This is a genomic window from Halosimplex carlsbadense 2-9-1 (genome assembly GCF_000337455.1).
In the GTDB taxonomy this organism is placed as follows: domain Archaea; phylum Halobacteriota; class Halobacteria; order Halobacteriales; family Haloarculaceae; genus Halosimplex; species Halosimplex carlsbadense.
Genome location: NZ_AOIU01000009.1, coordinates 73,434 through 85,826 on the forward strand (window position 1 = coordinate 73,434; position 12,393 = coordinate 85,826).

Consider the following 12,393-nt stretch of genomic DNA (forward strand, 5'->3'; position numbering starts at 1 on the left):
ACGGGGCGGACAGCGAGGGCGACCGTACCCCTAGTATCTCTCTTTTCGGGATCGGCAGGCGGTCGGCACGCTCCTAACTGGTTTGGCCGTGTGCATTTTACCTGGGAAAGCTTCCGTAGAAGTATGAGTGTCCCACGGGGCGATCGACCCGTCACGGAGATCGAGGTGACCGGGGAGTGGGTCCGGGCGGTCGCCGCCGGCGTGGAGAAGTTCTCGGCCGACTCGCGGGAGTCGGCGCTGATCGTGCTCGAAGAGGCCGACCTCGCCGGCGCCGAGCCCGGGGAGTGGTACTCGCTCGCGGGCTACGTCGACGCCGTGGCGGCTATCCACGATCTCGTCGGCGACCAGGCGGTCCACGCGCTCGGCCAGCGCATCGCCCGAGCGGTGCCGTTCCCGGACGACATCGAGGGCGTGCCCGACGCGCTGGTCGCGCTCGACGAGGTGTATCGCGCGGGCCACCGCGGCGGTGACGTCGGTGGGTACGACTTCCGCCAGATCGGCGAGGACGACGGCCGGGTCGAGTGCCGGACGCCGTACCCCTGTGCGTTCGACCGCGGCATCGTCGAGGGCGCGGCCGTCGCCCACGCCGACGGCTTCGTCTGCGTCTGCGAGATCGGCGCCTGTCGGACCGACGGCGCCGACCGGTGTACCTACGAAGTGAGCTGGTAAGCGCCCGCGACCCCCCGTCGCTCGCAGGCCCTTCACCGCGGACCCTGACCGAACCCACCCCCTCGTTTCGGGGTCGAACCGCCCGACCCCGGGACTCCCGCCGGCCGGACCGTTCACTTCCACTCCGGTTTGCGAACCTTCTTACCCGAGGGAAGGGTAAGCTGGGTTCACCCAATGGCGCGCGCCGAAAACACCGAGCTGATAGACTCCTTCGAGGAGCTCTATCGGGACTACTACCGCAACGAGATCGGCGAGCTCGCCCAGAAGTACCCGACCGAGCAGAAGTCGCTGTATCTGGACTGGGGCGACATCTACCGGTTCGACCCCGACCTGGCCGACGACGTGCGCTCCCATCCCGAGGAGCTGCGCGACTACGCCGAGGAGGCGCTGCGACTCTACGACCTCCCCGTCGACGTGAAACTCGGGCAGGCCCACGTCCGCGTCCGTGACCTCCCCGAGACGACCGACATCCGGGATATCCGCGCCGACCACCGCGGTCAGCTCATCTCCGTCCAGGGCATCGTCCGCAAGGCCACCGACGTCAAGCCCAAGATCACCCAGGCGGCCTTCGAGTGCCAGCGCTGCGGGACGCTCACCCGGATCCCCCAGGAGTCCGGGGACTTCCAGGAACCCCACGAGTGCCAGGGCTGTGAGCGACAGGGACCGTTCCGCATCAACTTCGACCAGTCGGAGTTCATCGACGCCCAGAAGATCCGCGTCCAGGAGTCCCCCGAGGGGCTGCGCGGCGGCGAGACGCCCCAGAGCATCGACGTGAACATCGAGGACGACATCACCGGCGAGGTGACGGCCGGGGACCACGTCCGCGTCTCGGGCGTCCTCAAGCTCGACCAGCAGGGCAGCGACCAGGACCAGTCGCCCATGTTCGACGTGTATATGGAGGGGTTCTCGGTGCAGATCGAGGACGAGCAGTTCGAGGAGATGGACATCACCGACGAGGACAAACAGGAGATCATCGAGCTCTCCAGCCGCTGTCTCTTATACACATCNGAGATGTGTATAAGAGACAGCTCCATCTACGGCTACGAGCAGGAGAAGCTCTCGATGATCCTCCAGCTCTTTTCGGGGGTCACCAAGCACCTTCCTGACGAATCTCGCATACGTGGAGACCTCCATATGTTGCTGATAGGAGACCCTGGAACGGGGAAATCTCAAATGTTGTCCTATATACAAAATATCGCACCCCGATCCGTCTACACGTCAGGGAAGGGGTCGTCCTCCGCCGGGCTCACCGCCGCAGCGGTCCGGGACGACTTCGGCGACGGCCAGCAGTGGACGCTCGAAGCGGGTGCGCTCGTCCTCGCAGATCAGGGTATCGCGGCGGTCGACGAACTGGACAAGATGGCCGCCGACGACCGGTCGGCGATGCACCAGGCGCTCGAACAGCAGGAGATCAGCGTCTCGAAGGCGGGGATCAACGCGACGCTGAAATCGCGGTGTTCGCTGCTCGGCGCGGCCAACCCGAAGTACGGTCGCTTCGACCAGTACGAGCCGATCAGCGAGCAGATCGACCTCGAACCCGCGCTCATCTCGCGGTTCGACCTGATCTTCACGGTCACGGACCAGCCCAACGAGGCCGAGGACCGCAACCTCGCGGACCACATCCTGCGGACCAACTACGCGGGGGAACTGCACACTCACCGGGTGGAGTCGGCGAAGTCGAACTTCAGCGACGAGGAGGTCGAGAACGTCACCGACGACGTGGCGCCGACGATCGAGCCCGAACTCCTGCGCAAGTACATCGCCTACGCAAAGCGCAACTGCTACCCGACGATGACCGAGGAGGCGCGCCAGGAGATCGAGGACTTCTACGTCGACTTGCGGACCAAAGGGGCCGACGAGGACGCCGCCGTCCCGGTGACCGCCCGGAAACTGGAGGCGATCGTCCGACTGGCCGAGGCGTCGGCGCGGGTTCGGCTGTCCGATACGGTGACCGCCGGGGACGCCGAGCGCGTCATCAAGATCGTCCGCTCGTGCATGGAAGACGTCGGCGTCGACCCCGAGACGGGCGAACTCGACGCCGACATGATCGAAGCCGGCACCTCCAAGAGCCAGCGCGACCGCATCAAGAACATCAAGGGGCTGATCAACGACCTCGAAGAGGAGTACGACGAGGGCGCGCCGGTCGACGTGGTCATCGACCGCGCCGAGGAGGTCGGCATGGACGAGACGAAGGCGGAACACGAGATCGAGAAGCTCAAACAGAAGGGCGAGGTGTACGAGCCCCAGACGGACTACCTCCGGACGACCTGAAACGGATGGACCGCATCTCCGCCCTGCGCAACGTCGAGGACGCGCTCCGCCGGTTCGAGGACGGCGAGGTGGCCCTCTCGGAGTTGGAGCGTGAAGTCCGCGGGACGCTGCGGACGTACGCGACGGAGTTCGAAGGTGACCTGGCGGCCTACCGTGCGGAGAGTACCGACGGGGCGGGGGGCGAAAGCGGGAACTCGGCGGTCGACGGGACGGTCGTGCTGGCGGGGTCGAAACAGGGGGCTCGCGAGCGAGTCCGGGCGCTCGTCGACCGGCCGGGTCCGTTCGCGGTCGAGCGATTCGAGCGAGACTAGCGGTCGAGGCCGCCACGATCGACCCGGACGTGCCGGAACGGAAGGATTTTGACCGCGCCGCGGCTACGTCGGGTGAACAGACACTGGGATGACTGACCTCCACTCAGAACTGGCCGACGCCCGGAACGTCCTGCTGTGTGCGCCGTCGATGAGCGGCGGCGAGGCCGAGGCCTGTACGGACCTGTTGATCCCGTCGAGCCCGGCGGACGCGACCCCGCTGTGGGTGACCTTTCGGAGCGACGCGACCGGCTGCGTCGACCAGTGGGTCGGCGAGACCGACGAACGACCGGCGAACGGGGCGGTCGTCGTCGTCGGCGAGTCGCCGGGGAACCAGCCCGACGGCGTCACCGTCGAGCACGTCTCCTCGCCGAGCGACCTGACTGGGCTGGGGATCACCATCGGTGAGTTGCTCTCGGGCTGGGAGACGCCGCCGGTCGTCTGCTTCGACTCGCTGACGGCGATGCTGCAGTACGTCGACGTGGAGACCGCCTACGAGTTCCTCCACGCGATCACCGGCCAGCTGTACGCCGCCGACGCGCGGGCGCACTTCCACATCGACCCGACCGCCCACGACCGCACGACCGTCGACAGCATCGCCTCGCTGTTCGACGCCGTCGTCGAATTCGGCGAGGACGGCCCCGAGACCCGCAAACGACACCTCCTCCAGTAGAGTACTGACACGCGGTCGTGCTTTTGGTCCGATACGTTTATGTCGGGTGGCGGTACAATCGCCGCTCGTGTTGCTGGTGGTGGCCTATTCGACGGCCGCGCGGGGGACGCTCCGGAACATCTGCCGGACCCACGAGGAGGTCGTTGTCCGGCGGTTCGGGCGGGTAGCGCTGCTGGCCGAGACGGAGTTCGCGGCGTTCCAGGCGCTGCGGCTCAGGGAGAAACACGGGGGCGACGTGCAGGTCGAGCGGACGCGGCCGTTCAACGAGTACGAGGCCGTCGGCGAGTCGATCAGGCAGGCCGCGGCGGCTTACGAGGACCGCGAGCGGCCGGCGCTGCCCTACGCGACGTTCGCGGCGGGGAGCGACTATCCCGACCCGGGATCGATGCGCGATACCGACCTATGAGCGGAGACGGTGGTCGCGCGGTGCGAGTGGACGCCGAGACTGCGAGCGGACGAGCCGTGGACCTGCGCGACGGAGGGCTCGACCCGGAGCGGGTCGCCGCCGCGGTCCGCGAGGAGCCTCCGCCGGGGGGCTTCGCGGGAAGCGACGGGGACCGCGGACCGGTCGTCGACTGTCCGCGGCCGCGGCCCGTTCACGACCACGTCGGGCTCGTGCGCCCGTCGATGTGCGTTCGGGTGCGGACGGCGCTGGCGGCGGCGGCGCGGTCGCGCGGCGGGGAGGCGCCACAGGACGAGGCGCTCGCCGACGTGCGCGACGAGCTAGCCGACCTGACCGTCCCGGCGCCGCCGGACCTCGACACCCCCAGAGAGCGGCTGGCGGGGACCGACGACGCCGTCGACCGGATCCGCGAGCGGGTGGCGGCCCTTCGCGGACGCGTCCAGGCCGGCCGCGAGGCGGGTCGAGAAGTCGGCGACCTGGAGGACGAACTGGCCGAGGCGACCCGCGAACTCAGCGAGCGCGAGACCGAGCGGACCGCCGCGCGGGAGGCCGTCGAGCGCGCCGAACGGCTCGCTCGCGAGAGCCGCGACGCTCGCGAGCGACGCCGTCGCCTCGAAGACCGGCGGGCGAACCTCGAACGGCGCGCCCGTGCGCATCTGGTCGAGCGGGCCCGCCGGGAGTACGAGGACGCCCTCGCGGCGGTGGCGGGCGGCCCCGAGACTGTCGACGACCCGTTCGCGGTCGACGGGGTCACCGCGGCGCTGGCGGTGGGCCGGGTCGCCGCGTTCCGGGCGCCGGTCGTGCTCGCCTGTGACCGGTTCGAGAGCCCCGACGCGGCCGCCGACTGGCTCGACGCCACCGTGATCCGGGTCTGAGTACCGTCGGTCGCGAGCGGTGCCCGGGATCGGCCCCGGTGGCGCCCGAGCGTCCGTGAGTTTATATCGGAGTGGGCGACCAGCGCCCGCCATGGTCACGCTCGAGTGGAGTTGCGAACGGAGCGACGGGGTGACGCTCGTCTCGCTCGTCGTCGCGGCCGACCGTCCCTGTCGGGTGCGCGTGGAGAACCGCCTCGACGGCCCGGTGTGGCCGCCGCGGCGGCGCGGGCAACCGGCGGCCGGCTGGGACGGCGACGCCTTCGCGGGGCGGGTCCCCGCCGACGGTCAACTGACCGTCGGCTACGCGACGCCCGCCCGGCCGGCCGATCCGCCCGCGGAAGTCGTCTCGACGGAGCCCGCGGCGGAATCCGGGAACGCGGCCGACGGCCCCGCGTCGGGACCGGCCCCCGCGGTCGAGGCGACGCCCGCCGGCGTCGTCCGCGATCTGGGCGACCCAGTCGTCCCGCGGGATAGCGTCCCGGTTCCCGAACCGAACGCCGCGGCAGCGTCGAGGTCGGACGAGGCCGCGCGAACGGGCGACGACGCGTCGGTGAGCGACGGCGTCCAGTCGGCGGACGAACTGCAGTCGACCGACCGGGCACCGGGTCCGGAGCGACTCGTCGTCCCGGGTGCGGTCCGATCCTGGCTCCGCGATGTCGACGAACGGCTCGACGCGGCCGCCGTCCGAACGGCGGGGACGAGCGACGGCGCGACCGCCGAGGGGGGACTCGGAGCGGCCGTCGCGGCGGACCGGCGAGCGCTACGACGGGTTCGCAGTCGGATCGACGGGCTGCTTGCCCGCGCGGCCGAGGGGGACCGTGACGGCCGGACCGCAGGGCGAATCGGCGAACGAGCCGGCGGGGACGAACCGGCCGCTCGCGGGACGCGGGTCGACGGTGGGGGGCCATGATCCTCGCGGTCGTCGGCGGGAAGGGCGGGGTCGGCAAGTCGACGGTGGCGTACAACCTCGGGTCGGAACTGGATGCGGTCGTCGTCGATGCGGACCTGGCGATGGCGGACCTGCCGACTGACCGGGGGCCGGACCTGCACGACGTGCTCGCCGGCCGTGCCGACGCGGTCGAAGCCGTCAGCGAGGGCGGGCCGGTCGCAGTGTTGCCCTGCGGGCGCTCGCTGACCGGTGCGCGGGCCTGCGATCCGACGGCGCTGGTGGCGGCGGTCGAGGCCGTCCGCGACGAGTACGGTCGCGTCGTCGTCGACTGTCCGGCCGGGATGTGCGGCGACGTGGGGCTGGGCCTGCTCGTCGCCGAGGCCTGCGTCCTCGTGACTCAGCCCGCGCCGCCGGCACTGGGCGACGCGCTCCGGGCCCGCGCGCTCGCTCGCGAACTCGACGCGGGGCTGGCCGCGATTGTCCTCAACCGCGCGAGCGAGGCGTCGCCGACGGAGCTGGTGGCCCGGGAACTCGGCGGGGCCGTCGCGACGGTGCCCGAGTCGGCCGCGCTCGCAGACGCACAGGCCGCCGGCGTCCCTGTGGCGGTCCACCGGCCGGACTCGCCGGCAGCCGAGGCGCTGGCCGATCTGGCCGATACCGTCGAGCGGGCCTGTCGAACCCGGAAAACGGTCAGCTGAAAGTCGTCCCCTCGTGTTCACACATATCGTCGCACAGTTCACGAGCGGGTTTTGACAGCTCGGCGGCGTGAGACAGCGTTCCGGTCAGTGGGGCGGCCGCGTTTGGCGAAACAGTCCCGTGACAGCGGAGGCGGTGACGGTCAGTCGCCGTCGGTCAGCGCCTGGTAGGTGGCCCGGAGGGTGACGGGCGTCACGTCGGCGGCGTCGGCGGCCTCGGCCTGGGTGAGCGGATACGACCGTTCGTCGGCGGCGGTGTAGAGACAGCCGGCGGCGACGCCAGCGGGGTTGCGGCCGTCGACGTGGTTCAGTTCGCGAGTCCGCTCGACCAGTTCGCGGGCGCGACCTTCCAGGCCCTGCGGGAGGTCGAGGTCGCTCGCGAACCGCGCGAGGTACTCCGCGGGGTCGATCGGTCCGGTCGGGAGACCGAGGTCGCGATTGAGGGCGTCGTAGGCCGCCGAGAGTTCGGCCTTCGACGCGCGGGCGTCGGCGACGACCTCGTCGATGGTGCGGGAGACTTCGGCGGTGCGGCAGGTAGCGTACACCGTCGCGGCGGCGAACCCCTCCAGCGACCGCCCGCGCAGCAGGTCCTCGTCCTGGGCCGACTCGAAGAGGACGCACGCGCGGTCGCGGATGTGGTCCGATAGCCCGAGCGCACTGACGAGCCGTCGGATCTCCGTGAAGCCGTACACCTGGTTGCGCTCGGCCTTCGAGCCGATCTTCGTCCGGTTGTGCTGGCGACGCATGCGGGCCATCCGCCGGCGCTTGCGACCCTTGAGGCGGGTGGAGCGGCCGATCTCCGTGGAGAGCCCCCGGTCGTGGCGCGAGCGGGTCAGCGGCGCGCCCGTGCGCTCGCGGTTCGTCTCGTCGTCCTCGAACGACCGCCACTCCGGGCCGTGGTCGATGTTGTCTTCGGCGACGACCAGGCCGCAACTGGCACAGACCGTCTCGCTGTCGTCGCTTCGCAGCGGTCCCTCGCACTCGGGGCACGCGGTCACTGTCGTGCTCATACACGACGCTTCGCCCGCGAGGGGGTTAATAAACGGTGCGGTGACCCCCGGTTTCGACCCCTCTCGCGGCCGATCCACCGACCGGTTACCGGTAGGTGATGCGTGCGGCGGGGCCAGCCCGACCGCGACGGTGAGTCGCGTCTACTGCTCGTCGATCCACTCTCTCGCTTCGCCCATGTCACCGGCCATCACGTAGGTAAAGGGCAGGTCCTGGGTCTGGTCGACGAACTCCTCCATCTCCATCTCGGAGATGACGCTGTCGGAGGTGACGGTGACGCTGTGCTCGATACCGGCCTCGATCTCCTTGGGGATCCACTCCTCCTGGAGCCACTCCTTGTCCGCCTCGTCGTGGGCCTGGATCCCGCTCGTGTCGATGATCATCTTCGATTTGTCGTTGCGTCGGACCACGTCGAGCAACTCGTTGCAGCCGTCCCGGAACTCCTGACCGGCGGCGAACTCGTCCCACGTGTGGACGATCGCGTCGATGTCCTCGTCGATCTCGATCGTGTACTTCTCCGTATCCGCTGCGACCTGGCGCGGCATACTCCAAAGACTCGGATTCCCGGTATTCAATCCATCCCTCGCAGTATCAGAATCGATAAAAAACCACGTTTCAGCCGCTGATGTGGCTGATGTGAGCGGACGCGCGAAAATGATGTTTCGAATTGTAATTTCTATACGAGGTCGGCGCGAACGCGGTCAGTCGCCTCGGACCGCGTCGAGGGTGACGCGCTCACCGGTCTCCGCGGAGCGGTAGGCGGCCAGTACGATGTCGACGGCGACGCGGGCCTCGCGGGCGGGGGCTTCGGGTTCGCGACCCTCGCGGACCGCGTCGACGAAATCCCGGACGACGCCCTCGTGGCCGGCGCCGGCCGGGTGTGGCGCGCTCCCGAGTGCCGGCGCTCGCGATTCGGTCTCGGCGCTCCACAGCGTCTCCTCGCCGGTGCCGACGCGGACCTCGATCCCGTCGTCGGCGAGTGCGAGGGACCCCTCCGTGCCGTTGATCTCGGTGCGGTCCGTGCCGCCCTTGGTCGCCATCGTGACGGCGACGGTTCCGATAGCGCCCTTCTCGAAGCGCAGTACCATCGCCCCGGTGTCCTCGCACTCCAGCTCGCGGGCGAGCGTCCCCGTTTCGGCCCGCACGGACTCGACGCCGCCCATAACCCACTGCAGGGCGTCCAGCGAGTGGATCCCCTGGTTCATGAACGCGCCGCCGTCCATCTCGCGGGTGCCGCGCCACCCCGCCGAATCGTAGTACGCCTGGGGCCGGAACCACTTGAGGTGGGTGTCGGCAAGCACCGGCCGCCCGATCTCGCCCTCCTCGACCGCCCGCTTGGCGCGGCGGACCGCCGGGTCGAACCGCCGCTGGAAGACGCCCGCCAGCGTCACGCCCGCCGCCTCGCAGGCCGCGACCATCCGGTCGACGCGCTCGGCGGTGACGTCCAGCGGTTTCTCGCAGAGCACGTGCGCGCCCGCCTCGGCGAGGTCGCTCGTCACGTCGGCGTGGGTCCCGCTCGGCGTGCAGACGCTCGCGGCGTCGACGTCGGCCTTGTCGACCATCGCCGCCGGGTCCGCGAAGGTGTGGGCCACGTCGTGGTCGTCGGCGAACGCCGCCGCCGCGTCGGGGTCGAGATCCGCGCAGGCGACGAGATCGGCGCCGTCGACCGCGGCGACGGCTTCGGCGTGCGTGTTGCCGATACCCGCGCAGCCGACGATCCCGTATCGCAGTGGGTCAGCCATGCACTCCCTGGGCGCGGCCACCCGTAAGTATCCGCCGCCGCCGGAGAGTCGTGCTTCAGCTTCGGTCGACCGTCCGGACGAGTGTCGTGTTCGTTCCCCAACTATTAAACGGGGGACGGGCGAAGCCGCTGGCAATGGGGCTGTCGGACATCGCCGCGGGGATCGAGGTGGTCGACGAGCAGCGCGACGGCGGCGTCGCGACCGTCGACCGCACCGACGACCCGCTGGCCGACCGCCTGACGCCCTTCGCCGAGGAACTGCCCTGTTCGCCCGCCGAAGCGGCGACGCTCGTCGACGCCTACGCCGCCGGCAAGCGCGTCGGCGCCGCCGCCCGCGTCGCCGGCATCCCGCCGACCGACGGCGCGAAAGCGCTCCATCTGTTCGGCGAGCACGTCTCGCCCGTCGGCCCGATGGGTCGGGAGATCGTCGCCGACTGGCTCGCCGGCGAACTCCCGCGCACCGAGGCCGTCGAACTCGCCGGCGTGTCGGACCAGGAGTTCGCCCTCGCCGCCTTCGTCGAGACCCACGACCCCATCGACGGCGCGATGGCGGCCGTCGAAGGGGCGCTGTCGGTCGACGACGTGGACAAGCGCGAGGCCCTCGGCGAGACGATGGACGGCCCCGGCGAGATGGATTTCTGAGTCGCGGCTTCGGGTCGCTCCGACCGCGCTTCGCACCACACAGACAGCACAGGCCCCCGCCAGACACGGCTGCGTCTCGCCGTTCGACACGAAACAGGGGGGTACCCCGCAATCAATCGACGCGGATACCGGAGACGGCGTCGTGGAGGCGGTCGGCGAGGTCGGCGGCGCGGTCGGCCGAGCGGGCCTCGGCGTAGACGCGGACGACGGGCTCGGTGCCAGAGGGGCGGGCGAGCGCCCAGCCGTCGCCGTAGTCGAGGCGGTAGCCGTCGGTGGTGTCGAGTTCGGCGGCTGATTCCTCGGCGGCGCGTTCGATGGCCTCGAGCATGGCCTCGCGCTGGCGCTCGCTGTCGTAGGCCACGTCGCGGCGGACGTTCACGTAGTCGTCGTAGCGCGCGGCGAGGGCGCTGGCGGACTCGCCGCGACGAGCCAGCAGTTCGAGGAAGCGCGCGGCGGTGTAGGCGCCGTCGCGGGCGATCCGGTAGTCGGGAAAGAGGATGCCGCCGTTGCCCTCGCCGGCGACCGGAACCGACTCGCCGGTCGCCAGCAGGTCGCGGATGCGCGAGACGATGTACGTCGACCCGATGGGCGTCAGGGAGAGATCCGCGCCGGCCGCCGTGACCACGTCGACGAGGCGCTGGGAGGCGTTGACCGCGGAGACGACGGTGTCGCCCTCGCCCAGGGCGTCGGCGGCGAGCGCGGCGAGGGCGGCGCCGCCCTCGACGTGGTCGCCCCGTTCGTCGACGAAGATGGCGCGGTCGGCATCGCCGTCGTGAGCGACGCCCAGGTCCGCGTCGGTGGCCCGGACGAACCGCCGCAGGTCGCCGAGGTTCCCCTCGACGGGCTCGGGGTCGCGACCGGGGAAGTGGCCGTCGGGCTGGGCGTGAATCGTCTTGACGCGACAGCCCAGCTGCCGGAAGAAGCCGGGACTGGTGACCGCGCCGGCGCCGTGGCCGGGGTCGACGACGACGGTCAGGTCGGCGTCGGCGACGGCCTCGCGGTCGACGGCGGCGAGCAGTTCGTCCACGTAGGCGCGGCCGGCGCCGTCGACGCGTCGGCTGGTCCCGGTCCGGTCCCAGCCGACGCGGTGGGGCGTCTCGTCGAGCAGCCGTGACTCGATGGCTTCGAGGCGCTCGCGCGGGAGTTCGACGCCGTCGGCCCCGACGAGCTTGATCCCGTTGTACTCGGGCGGGTTGTGCGAGGCGGTGACCATCAGACCGGGGGCGGCCTCCCGTTCGGCGTAGGCCTGGAGGCCGGGCGTGGGGACGACGCCGAGGCGGTCGACGGAGACGCCGACGCTGGCGAGGCCGCTGGCGACGGAGTCGACGAGCATCGGGCCGGTTCGGCGGGTGTCTCGCCCGACGGCCACGCGGTCGACGCCCCCCGCCGCCCAGACGGTCCCCGCCGCGGCCGCGACGTCCGTGGCGTCGCCCGGCGTGAGGTCGTCGTTGACCACGCCGCGCACGCCGCTGGACCCGAAGACCCTCATTGGGCACTAGTCGGCGGTCCGGCCGCATAGTGGTTCCGGAGCGCGACGACCGACGCCGGGTACCGTTGCCCGGGCGCGACTCGTCGTCGCGACCCAGCGAGAGCGCGGGCCCGACCCCCACTGCCGGCGCGTATCGAACCGGATAAACGCCGGGCCGCCGACCGTGGGGGTATGGACACCCAGGGACTCATCGACGCGCTCCGTGCGGCCGACGCGGTGAAGTTCGGCGAGTTCGAGCTCTCCCACGGCGGCACCTCGAGCTACTACGTCGACAAGTACCTCTTCGAGACCGACCCCGACTGCCTCGAACGCATCGGCGAGGCGTTCGCCGACCACCTCGCGCGCACGACCGACGGCGACACCAAGCTCGCCGGCGTCGCGCTGGGCGCTGTCCCGCTGGTCGCGGTCACCAGCGTCGCGTCGGGCACTCCCTACGTCATCGTCCGCAAGCAGCAAAAGGAGTACGGCACGGCGAACCTCGTGGAGGGTGACCTCGCAGAGGGCGAAGAGGTCGTCGTCCTCGAAGATATCGCGACGACCGGCCAGAGCGCTATCGACGCCGCCGAGGCGCTGCGAGAGGCCGGCGCCGTCGTGGATCGCGTGGTCGTCGTCGTCGACCGCGAGGAGGGCGCCGCCGAGAACCTCGCCGAACACGACCTTCAACTGGAGTCGCTCGTGACGGCCTCGGACCTGCTCGACGACGCCCCCGAGGATATCGACGCCGCCTGAC

The 12,393-nt window shown here is 70.7% G+C and carries 14 protein-coding genes; 10 read left to right on the forward strand and 4 right to left on the reverse strand.

Translation table 11 applies throughout. The features are described 5' to 3' along the window. Positions 1 to 123 precede the first annotated feature (123 nt). The 8 genes from C475_RS04340 to C475_RS04375 all read left to right on the forward strand — a co-directional run bounded on the left by C475_RS04340 (position 124) and on the right by C475_RS04375 (position 6,786). On the forward strand, positions 124 to 669 hold the full coding sequence (locus C475_RS04340) for a hypothetical protein (RefSeq protein ID WP_006882555.1): 546 nt from the start codon (positions 124 to 126) through the stop codon (positions 667 to 669). Positions 670 to 843: 174 nt separating this feature from the next. Then, positions 844 to 2,940, forward strand: coding sequence for a minichromosome maintenance protein MCM (locus C475_RS04345; protein ID WP_006882556.1), 2,097 nt, complete (start codon positions 844 to 846; stop codon positions 2,938 to 2,940). 5 nt (positions 2,941 to 2,945) lie between these two features. Beyond that, entirely contained in the window at positions 2,946 to 3,251 is a 306-nt protein-coding gene (locus C475_RS04350) for a DUF7854 family protein (protein WP_006882557.1), read from the forward strand. A gap of 88 nt (positions 3,252 to 3,339) precedes the next feature. Beyond that, positions 3,340 to 3,921, forward strand: coding sequence for a DUF7504 family protein (locus C475_RS04355; RefSeq protein WP_006882558.1), 582 nt, complete (start codon positions 3,340 to 3,342; stop codon positions 3,919 to 3,921). Positions 3,922 to 3,988: 67 nt separating this feature from the next. Continuing rightward, positions 3,989 to 4,327 carry a DUF7855 family protein gene (locus C475_RS04360; protein WP_049930050.1) on the forward strand — a complete coding sequence of 113 codons (339 nt, stop codon included), beginning with the start codon at positions 3,989 to 3,991 and terminating at the stop codon, positions 4,325 to 4,327. Continuing rightward, entirely contained in the window at positions 4,324 to 5,199 is an 876-nt protein-coding gene (locus C475_RS04365; protein WP_006882560.1) for a DUF7856 family protein, read from the forward strand. Before C475_RS04360 ends, C475_RS04365 begins: the two co-directional genes overlap by 4 nt. Before the next feature lie 91 nt (positions 5,200 to 5,290). After that, positions 5,291 to 6,109 carry a DUF7857 domain-containing protein gene (locus tag C475_RS04370; protein ID WP_006882561.1) on the forward strand — a complete coding sequence of 273 codons (819 nt, stop codon included), beginning with the start codon at positions 5,291 to 5,293 and terminating at the stop codon, positions 6,107 to 6,109. Continuing rightward, positions 6,106 to 6,786, forward strand: a complete 681-nt coding sequence (locus C475_RS04375) for a nucleotide-binding protein (protein WP_006882562.1) — start codon at positions 6,106 to 6,108, stop codon at positions 6,784 to 6,786. Before C475_RS04370 ends, C475_RS04375 begins: the two co-directional genes overlap by 4 nt. 140 nt (positions 6,787 to 6,926) lie before the next feature. Here C475_RS04375 and C475_RS04380 read toward each other — a convergent pair whose 3' ends face one another. From C475_RS04380 to C475_RS04390, 3 genes are all read right to left on the reverse strand, one after another. Further along, a complete protein-coding gene (locus tag C475_RS04380) occupies positions 6,927 to 7,793 on the reverse strand; it encodes a transcription initiation factor IIB (RefSeq protein ID WP_006882563.1) in 867 nt (288 codons plus the stop codon). 141 nt (positions 7,794 to 7,934) lie between these two features. Continuing rightward, positions 7,935 to 8,336, reverse strand: a complete 402-nt coding sequence (locus C475_RS04385) for a hypothetical protein (protein WP_006882564.1) — start codon at positions 8,334 to 8,336, stop codon at positions 7,935 to 7,937. Positions 8,337 to 8,492: 156 nt separating this feature from the next. Beyond that, positions 8,493 to 9,533 (reverse strand): Gfo/Idh/MocA family protein, encoded by a 1,041-nt coding sequence (locus C475_RS04390; RefSeq protein ID WP_006882565.1) that lies wholly within the window; start codon positions 9,531 to 9,533, stop codon positions 8,493 to 8,495. Positions 9,534 to 9,667: 134 nt separating this feature from the next. Here C475_RS04390 and C475_RS04395 point away from each other — a divergent pair, with 134 nt between their 5' ends. Next, complete coding sequence (locus tag C475_RS04395; RefSeq protein ID WP_006882566.1) at positions 9,668 to 10,174, forward strand: DUF7858 family protein; 507 nt, start codon at positions 9,668 to 9,670, stop codon at positions 10,172 to 10,174. Positions 10,175 to 10,286: 112 nt separating this feature from the next. Here the strand turns inward: C475_RS04395 and glmM are convergent, their stop codons facing one another. Continuing rightward, positions 10,287 to 11,663 (reverse strand): phosphoglucosamine mutase, encoded by a 1,377-nt coding sequence (gene glmM, locus C475_RS04400; RefSeq protein WP_006882567.1) that lies wholly within the window; start codon positions 11,661 to 11,663, stop codon positions 10,287 to 10,289. Between the two features lie 171 nt (positions 11,664 to 11,834). Between glmM and pyrE the strand changes: the two genes are divergently transcribed. Continuing rightward, positions 11,835 to 12,392, forward strand: coding sequence for an orotate phosphoribosyltransferase (gene pyrE / locus C475_RS04405; protein WP_006882568.1), 558 nt, complete (start codon positions 11,835 to 11,837; stop codon positions 12,390 to 12,392). The last annotated feature ends 1 nt before the right edge of the window (position 12,393 follow it).